Source organism: Sedimenticola hydrogenitrophicus (assembly GCF_025175675.1).
Taxonomy (GTDB): domain Bacteria; phylum Pseudomonadota; class Gammaproteobacteria; order Chromatiales; family Chromatiaceae; genus Sedimenticola; species Sedimenticola hydrogenitrophicus.
In genome coordinates this window covers 76,882-96,320 of sequence record NZ_JANIOA010000011.1, presented here as the reverse complement: position 1 = coordinate 96,320, position 19,439 = coordinate 76,882, and the positions used below count along the sequence as shown (strand labels likewise).

The 19,439-nt window shown below is 61.7% G+C and carries 14 protein-coding genes; 6 read left to right on the top strand and 8 right to left on the bottom strand.

The genetic code is table 11. The annotated features are described in order from the left end of the window. Positions 1-117: 117 nt before the first annotated feature. The 3 genes from NPX02_RS08180 to NPX02_RS08170 form a co-directional block, all read right to left on the bottom strand. Positions 118-1,830, bottom strand: coding sequence for an AMP-binding protein (locus tag NPX02_RS08180; protein WP_260293024.1), 1,713 nt, complete (start codon positions 1,828-1,830; stop codon positions 118-120). A gap of 33 nt (positions 1,831-1,863) precedes the next feature. After that, entirely contained in the window at positions 1,864-2,979 is a 1,116-nt protein-coding gene (locus tag NPX02_RS08175; RefSeq protein WP_260293023.1) for a Glu/Leu/Phe/Val family dehydrogenase, read from the bottom strand. 243 nt (positions 2,980-3,222) lie between these two features. Next, a complete protein-coding gene (locus NPX02_RS08170) occupies positions 3,223-3,456 on the bottom strand; it encodes a hypothetical protein (protein ID WP_260293022.1) in 234 nt (77 codons plus the stop codon). Between the two features lie 175 nt (positions 3,457-3,631). On the opposite strand from NPX02_RS08170, the gene NPX02_RS08165 reads away from it, so the two are divergent. The 3 genes from NPX02_RS08165 (at position 3,632) to uvrD (ending at position 8,668) form a co-directional block, all read left to right on the top strand. Further along, the gene (locus NPX02_RS08165; RefSeq protein WP_260293021.1) at positions 3,632-4,189 is read left to right on the top strand and encodes a hypothetical protein; all 558 of its coding nucleotides are present in this window, start codon (positions 3,632-3,634) and stop codon (positions 4,187-4,189) included. A 391-nt stretch (positions 4,190-4,580) separates the two neighbouring features. Further along, positions 4,581-6,146: a class I adenylate-forming enzyme family protein gene (locus NPX02_RS08160; RefSeq protein WP_260293020.1), complete on the top strand. Its 1,566-nt coding sequence runs from the start codon at positions 4,581-4,583 to the stop codon at positions 6,144-6,146. Positions 6,147-6,502: 356 nt separating this feature from the next. Continuing rightward, positions 6,503-8,668: a DNA helicase II gene (gene uvrD, locus NPX02_RS08155; protein WP_260293018.1), complete on the top strand. Its 2,166-nt coding sequence runs from the start codon at positions 6,503-6,505 to the stop codon at positions 8,666-8,668. A 572-nt stretch (positions 8,669-9,240) separates the two neighbouring features. On the opposite strand, the gene NPX02_RS08150 is transcribed toward uvrD, so the two are convergent. Genes NPX02_RS08150 through NPX02_RS08140 form a run of 3 tightly spaced genes read right to left on the bottom strand, consistent with a single transcriptional unit; the run spans position 9,241 to position 11,953 of the window. After that, positions 9,241-9,909, bottom strand: a complete 669-nt coding sequence (locus NPX02_RS08150) for a pseudouridine synthase (RefSeq protein ID WP_260293016.1) — start codon at positions 9,907-9,909, stop codon at positions 9,241-9,243. An 8-nt stretch (positions 9,910-9,917) separates the two neighbouring features. Continuing rightward, positions 9,918-10,556 (bottom strand): alanyl-tRNA editing protein, encoded by a 639-nt coding sequence (locus NPX02_RS08145; RefSeq protein WP_260293013.1) that lies wholly within the window; start codon positions 10,554-10,556, stop codon positions 9,918-9,920. Positions 10,557-10,564: 8 nt separating this feature from the next. Continuing rightward, the gene (locus NPX02_RS08140; RefSeq protein WP_260293012.1) at positions 10,565-11,953 is read right to left on the bottom strand and encodes an FAD-binding oxidoreductase; all 1,389 of its coding nucleotides are present in this window, start codon (positions 11,951-11,953) and stop codon (positions 10,565-10,567) included. Positions 11,954-12,242: 289 nt separating this feature from the next. Here NPX02_RS08140 and NPX02_RS08135 point away from each other — a divergent pair, with 289 nt between their 5' ends. Continuing rightward, positions 12,243-12,797, top strand: coding sequence for a TRAP transporter small permease subunit (locus NPX02_RS08135; protein ID WP_260293010.1), 555 nt, complete (start codon positions 12,243-12,245; stop codon positions 12,795-12,797). Then, positions 12,794-14,173, top strand: coding sequence for a TRAP transporter large permease (locus NPX02_RS08130; RefSeq protein WP_260293009.1), 1,380 nt, complete (start codon positions 12,794-12,796; stop codon positions 14,171-14,173). Before NPX02_RS08135 ends, NPX02_RS08130 begins: the two co-directional genes overlap by 4 nt. A gap of 89 nt (positions 14,174-14,262) precedes the next feature. Here NPX02_RS08130 and NPX02_RS08125 read toward each other — a convergent pair whose 3' ends face one another. Beyond that, positions 14,263-15,372, bottom strand: a complete 1,110-nt coding sequence (locus NPX02_RS08125) for a TRAP transporter substrate-binding protein (RefSeq protein ID WP_260293008.1) — start codon at positions 15,370-15,372, stop codon at positions 14,263-14,265. A 283-nt stretch (positions 15,373-15,655) separates the two neighbouring features. Further along, on the bottom strand, positions 15,656-17,944 hold the full coding sequence (locus tag NPX02_RS08120) for an NADP-dependent malic enzyme (protein ID WP_260293007.1): 2,289 nt from the start codon (positions 17,942-17,944) through the stop codon (positions 15,656-15,658). Positions 17,945-18,242: 298 nt separating this feature from the next. Here NPX02_RS08120 and mdh point away from each other — a divergent pair, with 298 nt between their 5' ends. Beyond that, positions 18,243-19,175 carry a malate dehydrogenase gene (gene mdh / locus NPX02_RS08115; RefSeq protein ID WP_260293006.1) on the top strand — a complete coding sequence of 311 codons (933 nt, stop codon included), beginning with the start codon at positions 18,243-18,245 and terminating at the stop codon, positions 19,173-19,175. The last annotated feature ends 264 nt before the right edge of the window (positions 19,176-19,439 follow it).

The following is a 19,439-nucleotide window of genomic DNA, read 5'->3' as shown; positions in this document are numbered from 1 at the left end:
GGTAAAAACAATGGTTTCAGTATATCCAAGTGGTAGTGGTTATCAATCGGGGTATCCGTCTCCCGGGACGACGCCATCTAACTCTGGGCAGATCCTCCCTTTCAAGCATTTACGCGTTTAGATAATGTGGGTCTGGTCCGTCTCCGCCAGCATCAGCTCGCGCATGCGGAATTTCTGCAGCTTGCCGGTGACGGTCATCGGGAACTCGTCGACGAAGCGGATCTGCTTCGGTACCTTGAAGTGGGCGATCCGCTGCTTGCAGTAGTCGCGGATTTCGGCCTCGCTGGCCTGTTCACCTGCGCGCAGCTTGATCCAGGCGACCACCTCCTCGCCGTAGAAGGGGTCGGGTAGGCTGAACACCGCCGCCGAGGCGATCTTGGGGTGGGTGAACAGGAAGTCCTCGATCTCCCGGGGGTAGATGTTCTCGCCGCCGCGGATGATCATCTCCTTGAGTCGGCCGGTGATGCGCAGGTAGCCGTCCGCCTGCATCACCCCCAGATCCCCCGAGTGCAGCCAGCCCGCCGGGTCGATGGCCTGGGCGGTGGCCTCGGCATCGCCGTAGTAGCCGCGCATCACGTGATAGCCGCGATAGCAGACCTCCCCCACCGCGCCGATCGGCACGGTCTGCCCGCTCTCGGTGGAGACCAGCTTCACCTCCTGGTGCGGCAGGTTGATGCCCACCGTCTCGGTACGCTGCTGCAGGGTGCTGTCGGGACGGGAGAGATGGGTCAGGGGCGAGGCTTCGGTCTGGCCGTAGCCGACCAGGATCTCGCCGCAGTGCATCTGTTCGGTGAGCCGGCGCAGCAGCTCCGGGGCACAGGGGGCGCCGGAGATGATGCCGGTGCGCAGGGAGCCGAGGTCGAAGCGACTGAACCGGGGATGGTCCAGCTCGGCGATGAACATGGTGGGCACCCCGTGCAGTGCGGTACAGCGCTCCGCCTCGATCGTCTCCAGCACCTGCAGCGGATCGAAGTGCTCACAGGGGATCACCACACAGGCGCCGACCGAAAGCGCCAGCAGGTTGCACAGCACCATACCGAAGCAGTGGTAGAACGGCACCGAGACGCAGAGCCGGTCATCGGGGCCGAACTGCAGCCCCTGGGCGGCGAACCAGGCGTTGTTGATCAGGTTATGGTGGCTCAGCAGCACCGCCTTGGGTGAGCCGGTGGTACCGGAGGTGTACTGGATGTTGATCGGGTCGTCCCGGTCCAGCGCCGCCGTGGCCGCCTCCAGGGTGGCGCCGGAGACCGCCTCCGCCGCCTCCAACAGGTCGCGCCAGACATTCATCCCGGGTGCCGCCGGTGCCGTGGCTTCGGGGTTGCGGGGGTCGTACAACACTACCCGGCGCAGGTGGGGGAAGCGCGCGTTGCACCACTCCCCGGGGGGTGCCTGGCGCAGCTCCGGCAGCAGCTCGAGCAGCATCGCCAGGTAGTCGCTGGAACGGAACGCGGGGATCAGGAACAGCCCCTGCACCTCGGAACGCTGCAGGGCGTAGGCGAGTTCATGGCTGCGGTAGGCGGGATTGATGTTGACCAGGATGACGCCGATGCGTGCGGTGGCCAGCTGTAGCAGCAGCCACTCGATATTGTTGGTGGACCAGATGCCGATGCGGTCGCCGCGGTTGAAGCCCAATCCCAGCAGAGCCCGCGCCAGCTGGTCCACCTGGTCCGCCAGTTGCCGATAGCTCAGGCGTCGCGCCTGGGGACGCGAAACCACCGCCTCGCGCCCGCCCTGCGCCGCCGTCACCCGCGCCAGCCACTGCGGGATGGTGTCGCCGATCAGCGGGAAGTCACTGCCCTGGTGGAGGTAGCTGCTGTTCAGCGGTGGCATCATGTACTCCTTGCGCCGGGGTGGCATTGCGGATCAGAAGATGGACCAGCGCCGGGTCTGCATGGCCCGACGTACCCGTTCGCCGGCCATGGCCACCGCCGCCTCCCGGGGTGGTATCTTTTCCCTGGCCGACCGTTCCAGCACCCCGGCGGTGTTGCTACTGACTTTCTCGGCGATGGCCTCGAAGGCCATTTTTTGACTCATGTGCCGATACTCCATGGCGCCGCAGATGACGCCGCCGGCGTTGGCGATGAAGTCCGGGATCACCAGCACGCCGCGCTGATGCAGGGCGGTCTCCGCCTCGCTGGTGAACGGGATGTTGGCCCCCTGCACCACCAGCCGGGTGTCCATCAGTCCGACATTGCCGGCATGCACCACGTCAGGCCGTGCCGCCGGGATCCAGATGTCGCAGGCGATGCCGACCACCGCATCGCGCGCCAGCTTTTCCCCCTTGGGATAGCTGGCGACGCTCGCGCCCTCGCCCTTGAGGCGGATCAGCTCGTCCAGATCGAGGCCGTCCGGGTGGTAGGTGGCGCCCCGGGAGTCGGCCGCCGCCACCAGCACGGCGCCCTTCTCCAGCAGGAAACGGGCGGCGTGCAAGCCGACCGAGCCGAAACCCTGGATCACCAGGCGGGCGCCGTCGAGGCGGAAGTCCACGTGTTCCAGGGCGGCGTCCACGGCGCTGCTCAGGCCCCAGGCGGTGGCACCGAGTTCATCCAGAGGGATGCCGCCGAGCGCCCGGGGCAGCCCCACGGCACGGCCGCCCAGCTCATCCCGGACCCAGGCCATGCAGCTCTCGTCGGTGCCCATGTCGGGGCCGAAGATGTACTCCTCGTTGCCGCGCACGGCGCAGGCAAAGGCGCGGATCAGCGGCTCCTTCTGTTCGCGGGGCATTTTCGGGTCGCCGAACAGCACCGATTTGGCGCCGCCGTGATCGAGTCCGGCGGCGGCATTCTTCAGAGTCATGGCGCGGGCCAGCCGGGCGCACTCCCGGGTGCTCACGTCGGGGGCCATGCGCAGCCCGCCGATGGCCGGTCCGCAGGCCACGTTGTCGACCACCAGGATCGCCTTCAGCTGATGGGTGGGCTCGTAGACGTGGATAATCTTGGCCGGGCCCAGTTCATCGACTTGATCGAATGCTTCGCTCATGACCGGGTCCTTATTTTCTGGTTGTTGGTGTGGACAGCCTTGTATGTCGCTGTGCCGTGATCTCGAATGCTCTATTTAAGTAAAGCATATATTGCCGCAGGTTCGGCCGGGTGCGGCGACTTCCCCGGCGGTCTCCCGCGGGGTGGTGGGGGGGGCGGTGCCAGGCGGCGTACTGGGGGCGACTGGGCAAGCGTCGATTGGCCCAGCACCGATCCCCGGGAGGTTGAGGGGCAGAAAATGATCTTATTTCTGCTTCTTCGCTTTTTTCATCTTCTCCTCTTTCATCTCCTTCTCTTCACTCATCCTCTTCTCGTTTTCTCCGGCATAAGCCTTGCGGTGTTCGGCGGCGGAGTCGCTCATCTTCTCTTCCGAGACGCCGCCGGCGCCGTAGGCCTTGCCTTCTTTCTTGGCGGCCAGGAGATTGCCTGCGGTAACCAGCAACAGGGCGCTCAACAGTACAGCAGTAATTGACTTCATGGTGTGTTCCTTGTGTGCAAGATAGAAAAGGCACCCTGGATTATAGACCCTGGCCGGCGCAGAGGACTCGTTTTCCCCGGAATTGCGGATGCGCATTCGATCCGGTCGTATACTATGGATGAACCCGGTCTGTACCGGCCTGTCTACGGTATTAGAGTAACCGGTGAGGTGGCGAATGAACGGCCTGATGAAACTGACCCTGACCCTTGTTGTACCCCTGCTGCTGAGCTCCTGTGTCCAGCAGGCGGTGCGGAATCCGGACTCGCCCTTCTACCGCGTCCCGGTGGGCAGTCGTATTGTGCTGAATCAACCGCTGGATATCCGGTCGGGACATACCCGGGTATTCCTGCAGCGCGGCGCGGTGACGGGCCATTCCGATTTGGACCAGTATTGGCCCAGCTGCAGCTTCGAGGTGCGGGATCTGAAACAGACACCGCAACAGATAGCGCCCGACACCTTCGCGGTAAAACAGGTTCAACTGGGCAACACCCAGATCGTCGGACAGCCCTCTGTTCGGGTGGCTGGACTGGGGCTGTTCTCCCTTTCCGAAAGGGAGATCGGCGAGCCGCTGATATCCCGCTACTACGATCTCTGGCTGCAGTCCGACAGCCAGCCCAATGTAATGCGCCTGCGCTGCTTCGGCGCCATGGCCGACCTGTCGGAGGCGTGGTTGCCCCGCTACCCGGAGATCGAGACGGCGCTGGGGACCATCGCCACGATCGAACGCGAATAGCGCCGTTTATCCGGTTGAGTTGCGTAGGGTGGGCAGGTAGTCTGCGGCCACCTTTTGCCACGTACCGTACCTTCCGCGTGGGCACAAAAAGCGTGCCCACCCGACCCAGGTCAACCGGATCCCCAATAACCTTGTTCGCGTTTATTCAATCCTTAGATCCGTAAACGGTTCATGGCATCCTCGGCTCCGTAAACGGTACATCCCTGCACCACTCCTCCCTCCTTAGGTCCGTAAACGGTACGTCCCTGTACCACTCCTCACGGCCCCTCTTTTTCTGTGATAAATTAACCCCACAAGACCTGTGCTGATTCCAGCCCCGCTTCATCGGTTTGTACAGGGCATGCGGGGGGGCAGGGGTCGCCACCAATCGAGCGACAGGCCATTCCCAGCGATGTTGATTACCGAGATTTTGTCCCGTAACGGACGTATGTATGCCGACGAGATCGCGCTGGTTGAGCGTGATCCGGCCGCCAACCGCCGGCGGGAGATCAGCTGGCGGATGTTTGATCGCGAGGCGAGCCGCCTGGCCAACGCCCTGCTGGCCCACGGCGTCGCCCGGGGGGATCGGGTGTTGCACCTGATGATGAACTCGCTCGAGTGGCTGCCCGCCTACTTCGGCATCCTGCGCGCCGGCGCCATCGCCGCGCCGCTCAACTTCCGCTTCGAGGCCGGGATCATCCAGCGCTGCAATGAGCTTGCCGAGGCCCGGGTGCTGCTGTTCGGGCCGGAATTCAGCCAACGCATTGCCGCGGTGAAACCGGCGCTGGACCGAACCGTCCGCCACTATGTCTATGTGGGGCCGGACCAGGATTGCCCCGGTTTTGCCATCGCCTACGACCGCTTTGTCAGCGGGGCTGCCGATACCCCGCCGCGGATCGACCTGGAGATCACCGACCAGGCGGCGCTCTACTTCACCTCCGGCACCACCGGTCTGCCCAAGGCGGTGAGCCTGAGCCACCGCAACCTGGAACACGCCTGTTATGTGGAGAACCAGCACCACCGGCAGACCCATGAAGACAACTTTCTCTGCATACCGCCGCTCTACCACACCGGGGCCAAGATGCACTGGTTCGGCAATTTCGTGGTCGGCGCCCGGGCGGTGCTGCTGAAGGGCGCGCGCCCGGAGTGGATCCTGGAGGCGATCTCCGAGGAACAAGCGACCATCGTCTGGCTGCTGGTGCCCTGGGCCCACGACATCCTGATCGCCTGGGAGAACGGCGAACTCGATTTCGGCCGTTACCGCCTGGATCAGTGGCGGCTGATGCATATCGGCGCCCAGCCGGTGCCGCCTAACCTGATCAAGGCGTGGAGGAAGCTGTTTCCGCACCATGAGTACGACACCAACTACGGCCTGACCGAGAGCAGCGGTCCCGGCTGTATCCATCTCGGTGCGGGCAACAGCCACAAGATCGGCGCCATCGGCAAGCCCGGGTTTGACTGGGAGGCGTGTATTGTCGATGACCGGGGCAAGCGCCTGCCTTCGGGTCAGGCCGGTGAACTGCTGGTGAAGGGACCGGGGGTGATGCAGGGCTATTACCGCAACCCGGAGGCGACCGCCGAGACCCTCCAGGATGGCTGGCTGCATACCGGCGACATCGCCCGGATGGACCGGGAGGGCTTCATCTGGCTGGTGGATCGCAAGAAGGACTTGATTATCACCGGTGGCGAGAACGTTTCGCCGGTGGAGATCGAGCACTTTTTTCTCGAACACCCGAGCATCCAGGATATCGCCGTGATCGGCACCCCGGACCAGCGCCTCGGCGAGTTGGTTACGGCGATCATCCAGCTCAAGGAGGGGCATAGTCTCACGGAACAGGCACTGGCAACTTTCGCGGAGCGGTTGCCCCGTTACAAGCGTCCCCGCCGCTACCTGTTCGACCGCGTGCCGCGCAATGCCACCGGCAAGATCGAGAAGCCACGGTTGCGCGAGCGCTACGCCGAAGCAGTGCAGGCGTAGCGGCTCCGGCCTCTCTCTATCTGTGGTGCGAATATGGGCCCCTGGCAAAGCCGCTCCCGCCCATCCCGGGGCAAAAAAAACGGGCATGACGCGATCAATGCCCGTTAGCTTCCATCCCGGATCCCCTGGTGCGCGACTCCCTGCACGCGGGATTTATTGTTGATTACACGACCAACCTTGAATTTTCCCCCTACTGTTGTTCCATGGGCCTCCTTTATAAAACGCTACAAATAGTAAGGAAATGACCGCGGTCAACTAAACAACACCCCCTCTTCGGTCAATGGCGTTTTTGATGTTAATCGCCCGGCTTTGCACAAGCGGTCGTGATCCCGCCCCGCCGCTGTTAATATAGTCCGATGGACGTTTCACATATTCTCGAAGGTTTGAACGATGCGCAGCGTGAGGCGGTCTCCGCGCCACCGGGCGGCATGCTGGTGCTGGCCGGCGCCGGCAGCGGCAAGACCCGGGTGCTGGTGCACCGCATCGCCTGGCTGCTGCAGGTGGTGGGGGCCGCGCCCTGGAATATCCTGGCGGTGACCTTCACCAACAAGGCGGCCCGGGAGATGAAGGGGCGCATCGAGACCCTGCTGGGCCAGCCGGTCGGCGGCATGTGGGTCGGCACCTTTCACGGCCTCGCCCACCGCCTGCTGCGCGCCCACTGGAAGGATGCCAACCTGCCGCAGAGTTTCCAGATTCTCGATTCCGACGATCAGTACCGGATGCTCAAGCGCCTGCTCAAGGCGATGGACCTGGACGAGGCGCGCTGGCCGCCGCGCCAGGCGCAGTGGTTCATCAACGGGCGCAAGGACGAGGGGGTACGGCCCCAGCACATGGACGACGGGGGCGATCCCTACCAGCGCACCATGATCCGCATCTACAGCGAATATCAGGCCGCCTGCGAGCGCGGCGGCGTGGTCGATTTTGCCGAGTTGCTGCTGCGTGCCCATGAGTTGCTGCGCGACCGGCCGGATATCCTGCATCACTACCGCGAACGCTTCCAGCACATCCTGGTGGATGAGTTCCAGGACACCAACACCATTCAGTACGCCTGGCTGCGGCTGCTGGCGGGGGAACAGAACCACCTGTTTGCGGTGGGCGACGATGACCAGTCGATCTATGGCTGGCGTGGTGCCCGGGTGGAGCATATCCGCGACTTCCGCAAGCACTTCCCCAACGCGCCGCTGTTGCGGCTGGAACAGAACTACCGCTCCACCGCCACCATCCTCAAGGCGGCCAACGCGGTGATCGCCAATAACCCATCACGGCTGGGCAAGGAGTTGTGGACCGACGGTGAAGAGGGCGAGCCGATCCTGCTCTACAACGCCTTCAACGAGGTGGATGAGGCGCGCTTTGTGGTGGAGCGGATTCGTCACTTTACCGAGGAGGGTCACCGCCGTGACGAGTGCGCCATCCTCTACCGTTCCAACGCCCAGTCACGCCAGTTCGAGGAGGCCCTGATCCACGCCCAGCTGCCCTATCGGGTCTACGGCGGGCTGCGTTTCTTCGAGCGCGCCGAGATCAGGGATGCCCTCGCCTATCTGCGCCTGGTGGCCAATCCCCAGGAGGACCCCTCGTTCGAGCGGGCGGTCAATCAGCCGCCCCGTGGCATCGGCCCACGCACCCTGGATGCGGTGCGCGCCCACGCCCGGGACTTCGGCTGCTCCCTGTGGCAAGCCGCCCAGGAGCTGGTGCAGGGTGGCGCCATGGCCAAGCGCGCGGCCTCGGCATTGAACGGCTTTCTGGAGCTGATCGCCGAACAGCAGGCGTCCACCCGGGGGCTGGCGCTGCACGAGCTGGCGGATCAGGTGATTTCGGCCGCCGGCCTGGCGGAGCACTTCCGCAAGGGTCGCGACGGCAAGGGCCAGGACCGGGTGGAGAACCTGGAGGAGCTGGTCAATGCGGCGCGCGAGTTCACCTACGAGGTGGCCGAGGATGAGGATGAGCTGGACCCGCTGTCGGCCTTTCTCTCCCATGCGGCGCTGGAGGCCGGCGAGAACCAGGGGGACCAGTTCGAGGACTGCGTGCAGCTGATGACCCTGCACTCGGCCAAGGGGCTGGAGTTTCCGCTGGTGTTCATCGCCGGGGTGGAGGAGAAGCTGTTCCCCCACAGCATGTCGGCCGAGGATCCGGAGCGGCTGGAGGAGGAGCGGCGCCTCTGCTACGTGGGCATGACCCGGGCCATGGAGCAGCTCTACCTCACCTATGCCGAGAGCCGGCGATTGCACGGCAGCGAGTCCTATCCCCTGCCCTCGCGCTTTCTGCGCGAGATCCCGGCTGAGCTGGTTCGCGAAATCCGCTCCCGGCCGCAGATCAGCCGACCGGTCTATGGCGCCGCCTCGTCCGGCTTTGCCGATCCCGCCTGCGGCTTCCAACTGGGCCAGCGGGTGCTGCATCCCAAGTTCGGCGAGGGGGTGGTGCTCAACGCCGAGGGCCAGGGCGGCAGCGCCCGGGTGCATGTCAATTTCGAACAGGTGGGCGCCAAGTGGCTGGTGGCGGCCTATGCCAACCTGCAGCCGTTGTGAAGTCTGACTGAGCTGACCGCCTGGTGATCCGCAGACGCTTAGGGTGGGCACGTAGTCTGTGCCCACCTTTTTGCCCGGTGCCGCACCTTCCGTGTGGGCACAAAAAGCGTGCCCACCCTACCGAGCTAAATATGGCTTTCAATAGCCTGATTATCCCAACCCGGTTAATAAGGAACCACGGATGGACACGGATTTACACAGATAGGAGATCAGAATTCTGAATCCGTGTTTATCTGTGTGAATCCGTGGTTCCCCAGTGTTTTTTGTAGGGTGGATAAGCCAGAGGCGCAAGCCATCCTCAGGTCCGTAAACGGTACATCCCTGTACCACTCCTCACCAGTGCTACGGTGGATGCGCCTACCGGCTTATCCACCCTACGATACGATTGCTTGTGATGAGGCCAGCCGCGTAGGGTGGGCACGTAGTTTGTGCCCACCTTGCCGGAACCCCCAGGTGTCGGAGTCAAACCAGCCGCCCGCCGTGCGATCAGGCCACCCGACCGAGCCTGGTTTGACTCCGACACCTCACCTGCGTGTTTATCTGTGTGAATCCGTGGTTCTCCAGGGCCTCGTTCAGAACGGCGCCGGAGAGTGGAAGGTCATGGGTTCGCCGCTCAGGGGGTGGCGCAGGCTCAGCTCACAGGCGTGCAGCTGCAGGCGGGGTGCCCGCTCCCGATTGACCGGGTCGGCATACAGGTTGTCCCCCAGGATGACATGACCGAGCGCCAGCATGTGCACCCGCAGCTGGTGGGAGCGTCCGGTCTCGGGGATCAGTTCGATGCGGCTGCTGTCGTTCTCCGGCCGGTACTCCAGCCGCCGGTAATGGGTGATGGAGGGTTTGCCGATTTCGTGGTCGACGCGCTGTCGCGGCCGGTTCGGCCAGTCGCAGATCAGCGGCAGGCGGACGCTGCCGCAGGCCGGTGCCAGCCGGCCGTCGACCACGGCGATATAGCGTTTGCCGATCTCCCGCTTTTGGAACATCCGGTTCAGCGTGCGGTGCATTTCGCCTCCCCGCGCCATTACCATGACACCGGAGGTGCACATGTCCAGGCGGTGGACGGCCAGGGCATCGGGAATCCGCGCCTGTACCCGTCGCGCCAGCGAGTCCTGCTTCTCCTCTCCCCGTCCCGGTACCGAGAGCAGGCCGCTGGGCTTGTTCAGTACCAGCAGCGCCTCATCCTGATAGAGGATTTCAAGGCCGTTATCCGCCGGCGGGTGGTAGGTTCCGATATCCGCGTGCATCGTCGGAATCAGTCGACCAGGATCTCAAGGCGCTCCTTGCCCTTGCCCGGATTCCGGCGTTTCAGCGACACCGTACCGAGCTCCCCGGTACGTTTCAGATGGGTGCCGCCACATGGCACCTGGGCGAAATCCTGAATGGCCCAGAAGCGCCGTTCACCGGCGCGGTCGCTGAAGTCACTGATAATCGGCAGGTCTCTTGCGGTCATGGCGTTGACCTGTTTGGTCAGATCTGGCAGCAAGCTACCGAGACTTTCCGCATGCAGGAAATCGATCCGCGCCTTGTCCTCGGCGATATGGGCGCCGATCTTGTTGATGCCCGGCAGTGCCCGGTAGACCAATTCAAGTACCAGCTCGCACGCAAAGTGCAGACGCATCAGTCGATAGCGGCGCGGCCAGTCGATTTCAATCAGCACCAAATCTCCCTGCTTCAGCTGGTGATCATCCTCCAGGGTATAGATGATCTCCCGGTCCTGCTTGTCTGCCGAGATCACCGGGTAACCCCCAATGTTGCCCCGATCACTCTCCTGGCCACCGGAAAAGGCAAAGAAGATGGTCCGCTCCAGGGTGACCGAGCCACCGTTAACCGTCGCTACCCTCGTCTCCAGTCGGGTCAGATAGGGATCCTGCCAGAACAGTTTTTCTACCATGAGCCTGCTCAATCCATCCGCAACACTTTGCCCGGATTGAGCAGGTTGTCCGGGTCCAGGGTCTGCTTGAGCTGGCGCATCAGCACCACCCCCTCCGGGTTCTGCTCCTCCAGGAAGCCGATCTTGCCCTGGCCGATGCCGTGCTCGCCGCTACAGGTGCCGTCCAGGGCGAGGGCGCGGCGCACCAGGCGGTGATTCAGCGCCTCGGCCTCTTCGATATCCTGGGGACGGTCGGGATGCGGCAGGATCGCCAGATGGAAATTGCCGTCGCCCACATGGCCCAGCATGACGATGGGCATGCTGGCCCGGTCGATGTCCTCGCGGGTCTCGCGGATGCACTCCGCCAGCCGCGAGATTGGCACGCAAACATCGGTGGTGATGGCCCGGGTGCCGGGCTGCAGCTGCAGCGCCGCCGGGTAGGCGTCGTGGCGCGCCTTCCACAGGCGGTTGCGCTCCTCGCTGCGGGTGGCCCAGCTGAAATTACCGCCGCCAAACTCGCTGGCGAGCTCCTGCACCGCCTCGGCCTGCTCCTTGACGCTGGCGGCACTGCCATGGAATTCCAGGAACAGGTGGGGTTGCTCCGGGTAGTCCATTTTCGAATAGCGGTTGATGGCGTGCATCATCAAGCCGTCGAGCAGTTCGATACGGGCGATCGGGATGCCCGACTGGATGGTGAGGATCACCATGTTGATGGCGTCGTCCACGCTCGGGAAGCTGCACACCGCAGAGGAGATCGCCTCCTGCAGGCCATGCAACCGCAGCGTCACCTCGGTGATGATCCCCAGGGTGCCCTCCGAGCCGATGAACAGGTGGGTCAGGTCGTAGCCGGCCGAGGATTTCTTCGCCCGGGTGCCGGTGCGGATAATGCGCCCGTCGGCCATGACCACCTTCAGCGACAGCACATTCTCCTTCATGGTGCCGTAGCGCACGGCGTTGGTGCCGGAGGCGCTGGTGGCCGCCATACCACCGAGGGAGGCGTCGGCCCCCGGATCCACTGGAAAGAACAGGCCGGTGTCGCGCAGGTGACTCTCCAACTGCATCCGGGTGACCCCGGCCTGCACCGTGCAGTCCATGTCCTCCGGGTTGACTTCCACAATCCGGTCCATCCCGCTGAGGTCAATGCAGACCCCGCCCCGCAGCGCCTGTACATGCCCTTCGATGGCGGTGCCGGTACCGTAGGCGATCACCGGGATCTTGTGGCGGGCGCAGATCTTCACGATCGCGCTCACCTCCTCCGTACTGTGGGCAAACGCCACCGCATCCGGTGGTACGGTCTTGAAACCGGATTCGTCATGTCCGCGGTGCTCCCGGACCGCGGAGGCGGTGGAAAGCCGTTCGCCGAGCAGTTCGGTCAGTGCGGGGAGCACACTGTCGACAGCGCCGTAGAGAGTGGTCATGATGTTTGTTACCTGAATGTCCGAGGATTACCCAATGGATTCTCGCCTACAACCCCGCGGGCGTAAAGGGGCGTAAAGCGTGGCCTTTGCAGGGTTATCAGTCGATTTCCATTGCTCGCATGGAGGTGGTTTCCAGTCGTTGAATCTTGTATGGTTCAATGGTTTAGGCTCGCGCAAGAATAATTCCGTAGCACCGAGGGGGTCCAGGGGCGACCGAACACCGGAACTTATTCTTGCGCGAGCCCTTAACTGCAGTAACCCATAAAAATTAGCCTAAGGGTTTTACTCTATGCAAAAGTTTCTACGTCTTTCCGGCATCATCGATGCCGTGAATGAACGGATTGGACGGCTGATCTCCTGGCTGGTTGTGATTATGGTGCTGCTGGGCGCCTACAATGCCATCACCCGCAAGCTGAGTCAGACGATCGGTATTGATCTGAGCTCCAATGCCTATATCGAGGCGCAATGGTTTATGTTCAGTCTGGTGTTTCTGTGGGGCGCCGGTTATGCGCTGAAACACCAGGCCCATGTGCGGGTGGATATTCTCTACGCACGGGTATCGGATCGGTTCAAGGCGTGGATAAACATTATCGGCACCTGCCTGTTTCTGTTCCCGCTGTCGGCATTGATCCTGTGGGTCAGTTACAGTTATGCGGCCGACTCCTGGGCAATCCTGGAGGGATCCCCCGATCCGGGCGGCCTGCCACGCTATCTGATCAAATCGGCCATACCCATCGCCTTTATCCTGCTGATCTTTCAGGGCATCAGCGAGCTGATCAAGCAGGTCGCCTTCCTCAACGGGTTTATCCCCTTCCCCCAGGTACATGAGGAGGAAGGCATATGAACCCTGATCTGTTAGGTCCCATCATGTTCGGTGGCGCACTGTTGCTGATCTTCATGGGCTACCCGGTGGCCTTTGCCCTGGGCGGCACGGCGTTGGCGTTTGCCGCCATCGGCATCAACATGGAGCTGCTGGACTTTGCCCTGTTGCAGGCGATGTCGCAGCGTATCTTCGGGGTGATGCAGAACTACACCCTGCTGGCGGTGCCCTTCTTCATCCTGATGGGTATGGTGCTGGAGCGAACAGGACTGGCGGAGGATCTGCTCAAAACTATGGGCATCGCCTTTGGCCGGATGCGCGGCGGGCTCGGGATCTCGGTGGTGATTGTGGGTACCCTGCTGGCCGCCGCGACCGGCGTGGTTGGCGCCACGGTGGTGGCGATGGGCCTGATCGCCCTGCCGATCATGCTTGAGAGCAAATATTCCAAGTCCCTGGCCTGCGGGATTATTTCCGCCTCCGGGACGCTGGGCCAGGTGATCCCCCCCAGTATCGTCCTGATTGTACTGGCGGATCAACTGGGCGCCCCGGTGGGTGATCTGTTTGTCGGTTCGCTGATTCCCGGGCTGATGCTCTCCGGACTCTATATGGCCTATATCGGCCTTATTGCACTGACCCGGCCCAAACTGGCCCCGGCGATGTCGGTAGAGGCGCGAAATCTGAACGGGAAAAAACTGAGCCGGGAAATCATCCTGGTGATGATCCCCCCGCTGGCGCTGATCGTGGTGGTGCTGGGGAGTATCTTTGCCGGCTGGGCGACACCCACCGAGGCGGGCGCCTTTGGTGCGATCGGCGCCATGGTGCTGGCGGTGCTGAAGCGCCGCCTGACCCTCAGCTCGGTGCTGGACAGCATGACCGAGACGGCGAAACTGACCAGTATGGTGATGTTTATCCTGGTCGGTTCCCAGGCGTTCTCGCTGGTGTTCCGTGGCCTGTACGGTGATCTCTGGGTGGAGGATCTGCTGACCTCCCTGCCGGGCGGCATCGTGGGCTTCCTGGTGCTGGTCAACCTGCTGGTGTTTGTTCTCGGGTTCTTTATCGATTTCTTCGAGATCGCTTTTATTATCGTCCCGCTGCTGGCGCCCGTGGTGGTCAGGATTCTTGCGCCGATGTTTGCCGAGTTCGATGAGCCGGGCCGCATGGCGCTGGTCTGGTTCGGTGTCATGATCGGCATGAATCTGCAGACTTCGTTCCTCACGCCGCCGTTCGGCTTCTCACTTTTTTATCTGCGCGGCGTGGCACCCCGCTCGGTCTCCACGGCCGATATCTACCGCGGCGCCGTACCCTTCATCGTGATACAGCTGATCGGCCTGCTGGCGTTGTTCTACTTCCCGCAACTGGTGACGGGATTGCTGAGTATGGGGGTTGGTCAGTCTGCTTAGGGCGCCGGTCCCTTAGGACAAAAAAAGCCCCAACTCCCTCAGGAGATGGGGCTTTTTTCCAGGAACCGCTTTGCCTGCCAGCGGTATGATTATTTTAAGTTGAAGCGCGAGTAGGATGCCTCGGCGGTATTGAACCAGGGATCGGATTCCTCCTTGAACGCCTTCCAACCCTCGTAGATACTCTTGAACTGGGCATCACCTGCCGCCAGCTCATCATATAGCGCATAGGCCTCCTTACGCGCGGCTTCCAGGATCTCCTGGGAGAATTCACGCATTTCCACACCCTTGCTCACCAGACTATTCAGGGCCTTCGGGTTCTTCGAGTCATAGTCGACCATCATATCCAGATTGGCCTCGGCGGCGGCGGAGGCGATGATCTCCTGATACTCTTTCGGCAGACTGTCCCACGCCTTCTGGTTGACATAGAGACTCAGGGTCGGGGCGGGCTCCCACCAGCCCGGATGGTAGTAGTATTTGGCCACCTTGTAGAAGCCGGCCTTCTCGTCATCGTAGGGACCCACCCACTCGGTGGCATCGATGACACCACGTTCCAGTGCCGGATAGATTTCTCCACCCGCCAGCACCTGCACGGTAACGCCGAGCCGGCTCATCACCTTGCCACCCAGCCCGGGGATGCGCATCTTCAGGCCTTGCAGATCGGCTACGGTGTTGACCTCTTTGCGGAACCAGCCACCCATCTGCACACCGGTATTGCCGGCGGGGAAGTTGACGATATTGTGCTCGGCGTAGATCTTGCGCATTGCCTCGATTCCGCCACCGTTGTATAGCCAGGCGTTCTGCTGGCGATAGGTAAGGCCGAAGGGGATGGCGGTATCAAAGCCAAAGGCCGGATTCTTGCCAACATAGTAGTAAGAGGCGGTGTGTCCCATCTCCACGGTTCCTTGGGATACCGCATCGAAGACCTCGAGGCCGCCGACCAGCTCACCGCCGGCATAGGGGATGATCTCGAACTGGCCATTGGTCATCGCCTTGACCCGTGCCGCAACGGTTTCGGCGCCACCATAGATGGTGTCAAACGCCTTCGGCCAACTGGTGGCCATGCGCCATTTGATTTTTTTGCTGGTGGTTTTGGTCGTCTCTTGCTGCTGTTGTTGTTGCCCGCAAGATATGAGCGTGGCTGAGGCCCCGGCAACCGCAGCACCCACTGCCGCCTTTTTTAGAAAATCACGACGCTTCATCTGGATCTCCTCTGTCTTGTTTACAGTTATTATCTGAACAGCGTAGAAGCTTATATATATGCGATCAACTCAGGGAGTGCAAATAGAATCGTGAATTTATAACACCCGTGAAGATTGGGGTTGCATCGACGGTATCATCATGCGGGCCAATAAACAGTTGCAGGCGCAACATTTACGCAGTTTGATAAAACGGACGGAGGTTGCGTTACATGAACAGAAAAAATCAGGCGCGCCCGAGTTGATCGGTACGCGCCTGAGTGATGCGGATATCCCGCTTTGTGGTTCAGCCCGCGGTGTGGGTCGTCTGCCAGTCAATCGCATCAACCACCGCCACGGCACTCATGTTGACAATGCCGCGTACCGTGATCGAGTCGGAGACCGCATGGGCCGGATATTTCAGCCCGGTCAGCATCGGGCCCACCGGGACAGCTTCGCCGAGCATCTTGACCATGTTGTAGGCGATGTTGGCCGAATCCAGGTTGGGCATCACCAGCAGATTGGCCGCGCCCTTGAAACGTGAATGGGGGAATACCTTGTCACGGATCTCATCGGAGAGCGCCGAGTCGGCATGCATCTCGCCCTCCACGACCACCCCGGGATATTGCTCGTGCAGAATCCGCCGTGCCTCCTTCATCTTGCGCGAGAAGGCGTTATCCCGGCTGCCGAAGTTGGAGTGGGATAGCAGGGCCGCCTTGGGCGACATGCCGAAGCGCCGTACAATCTCCGCCGCCATGGCCGTCTTCTTGGCGATCTGTTTCGGCGAGGGATCGGGGGTCACATGGGTATCGGTGAGAAAGAAGGTACCCTTGGACAGGATCAGCATGGTGATGGCCGAGCAGTCGGTGGTGTCTTCGCGGATACCGATAACGCTGCGGATATATTTCAGGTGCTGGATATAGGCGCCTTCCACGCCGCAGATCATGGCGTCCGCATCGCCCTGCCGGGTCAGCAGTGCGGCGAGCACGGTGGAGCGGGTACGGACCACGCCGCGCGCGAAGGCGGGTGAGACGCCGTTGCGTCCTTCGATCTCATGATAATGCTGCCAGTCCCGTTCGAAGTTCGGGTTGTCATTCATATTCACGACTTTGACATCCTGACCCAGCTGGAAGCGCAGGCCGAGCCCCTTGGCCTTCTCCTCAATCACCTCCGGGCGGCCGATCAGAATCGGTTTGCAGATGCTGTCATCCACCAGCACCTGCACCGCCTGCAATACTCGGGTCGCTTCACCTTCGGCAAACACCACGCGCTGGGGATTGGCGATAGCCCGTTCGAATACCGGCTTCATCACCAGACCGGAACGGAACACAAACTCGCGCAGGGTTCTGCGGTATTCATGGAAGTCCTGGATCGGCCGCGTGGCGACGCCGGAGTCCATGGCGGCCTGGGCGATCTTCGGCGGCAGGTCGGTCATCAGCCGCGGATCGAACGGTCGGGGGATCAGGTACTCACGACCGAACTGCAGCGCCTGGCCGCCGTAAGCGGCTTGCACCTGGTCGGAGGCCTCCTTCATCGCCAGGTCGGAGAGGGCCTCGACACAGGCGATTTTCATCTGCTCATTGATGGTGGTGGCGCCCACATCCAGGGCGCCGCGGAACAGGAACGGGAAACAGAGGACATTGTTGACCTGATTCGGGTAATCGGAACGACCGGTGGCGATGATGGCGTCCGGGGCCACCGCGAGCACCTCTTCCGGGGTGATCTCCGGGGTCGGGTTGGCCAGGGCCAGAATGAAGGGCGGACTGGCCATCTTCTGCACCTGATGCTGCTTCAACACGCCGGGTCCCGAGAGGCCCATGAAGATATCGGCGCCTTCGATGACATCATCCAGGGTGCGTTGGTCGGTCTCGACCGCATACACCTCCTTGTAGGGGTCCATGTCCGCCTTGCGACCCTTGTAGACCACCCCATCCCGGTCGACCACCCGGATGTTCTCCTTTTTCAGTCCCATGCTGACCAGTAGGTTGAGGCAGGCCAGGGCCGCGGCGCCGGCGCCGGTACAGACCAGCCGTACCTCCTCGATCTTTTTCCCGGCGACCCGCAGTCCGTTACGCACGGCGGCGGCGACCACGATGGCGGTGCCGTGCTGATCGTCATGGAACACCGGGATGTTCATCCGCTCGCGCAGTCGACGCTCAATCTCAAAGCACTCCGGGGCCTTGATATCCTCCAGATTGATGCCGCCGAAAGTCGGCTCCATGGCGGCGACGGTTTCGATGATCTTTTCCGGGTCCGTCAGGTCGAGTTCGATATCGAAAACGTCGACCCCGGCAAACTTCTTGAATAGTACCGCCTTCCCCTCCATGACCGGTTTGGCCGCCAGCGGACCGATGGCGCCAAGACCGAGTACGGCCGTGCCATTGGTGATAACGCCCACCAGATTGCCGCGGGCGGTGAGATTGGCCACCTCATTGGGATCACGCACGATCTCATCACAGGCGGCGGCAACGCCGGGTGAGTAGGCGAGTGCGAGATCACGTTGGTTGACCATTTTCTTGGTGGCAACGATCTCCAGCTTCCCGGGTTTTGGGTAACGGTGATACTGAAGTGACGCCTCGCTGAGCTCGTCTGACATGTCCTATTCCTTATATATACGGGGGTTGGTGATTCAGCTTAGATTAAAAAAACAAATAATGACTATAGAATTATCGAATAGATTATACCAATGCCAACAAATAGTAACCTGGATTTTGCAAGTTTAGGGCTATTTTTCGGCTATTCCCAGAATTTAATGAAAAATTAGTATGAATGTCCTATTTATTTTGCGGTTTTTTGCCGTGAACATGGATTCTTGCCGGGAAATGCCGTAAGATTTCGTCCGATTTTCAGCTATTCTAAGTTAACTCCCAACACTACTGCAGAGGATTAATCTCATGAAGGTATCCGTTCTTGGCGCTGCCGGCGGCATCGGTCAGCCACTGGCCCTCCTACTCAAAAATGCCATGCCCGCTGGTTCCGAGCTGGCATTGTACGATGTTAATCCGATGGTACCAGGCGTTGCGGCGGATCTGAGCCACATTCCAACTCCGGTCAAGGTCTCCGGTTACGGTGCCGATCAGTTGGAAGCGGCGATGGCGGATAGCGATATCGTGATCATTCCGGCCGGTGTGCCGCGTAAACCGGGCATGTCCCGCGATGACCTATTCAATGTCAATGCCGGTATTGTCAAGGCGCTGGTGGAGACCGGCGCCAAGGTCTGTCCCAATGCCTGCTACGGCATCATCACCAACCCGGTCAACTCCACCGTGGCGATCGCGGCCGAGGTGCTGAAGAAGGCCGGTGTTTATGACAAGCGCAAGCTGTTCGGTATCACCACCCTGGATATCATCCGCTCCAACACTTTCGTGGCGGAGCTGAAGGGCCTGGATCCCACCAGCCTGAATATCCCGGTGATCGGGGGTCACAGTGGCAATACCATCCTGCCCCTGCTCTCCCAGATCGGTATCGAATTCTCCCAGGAGGAGATCGAGAGCCTGACCCCGCGCATTCAAAATGCGGGGACCGAGGTGGTCGAGGCCAAGGCGGGCGGCGGCTCCGCCACCCTCTCCATGGCCGATGCCGGCGCCCGTTTCGCCCTGACCCTGCTGAAAGCACTGGGTGGCGAAGAATCGGTGGTCTGTACCTATGTCGAGGTGGAGAATCAGCCGACCCGCTTCCTCTCCCTGCAGGTGCGCCTGGGCAAGAACGGCGTGGAGGAGATCCTGCCGGCCGGTACCCTGAGTGCCTACGAGCAGCAGCTGTTCGACGAGATGCTGCCGACCCTGGAGAGCAACATTGCCAAAGGCGTGGAGTTTGCCAACACCTGATAGCGGACGCCAAGCCGATAAAAAAGCGCCCGGTTTGAGCCGGGCGCTTTTTTGTCCGGGGGTAACTACTCACCCGGTCTGGAAGTGATTGACCTGCCTTGCCGGCCTCACACGATGGCTTGCCTCCTCGAATTCGGCCCCATTTTCAGCGCCTGCCCAAACTCGCTTCGCTCAAACAAGGGCAGGCTTGAATCTGAAAACGGGGCCGGATTCGAGGCGCCACCAAGATCGGCCAACAAGGCAGGCCAATCACTCCGTGAGTAG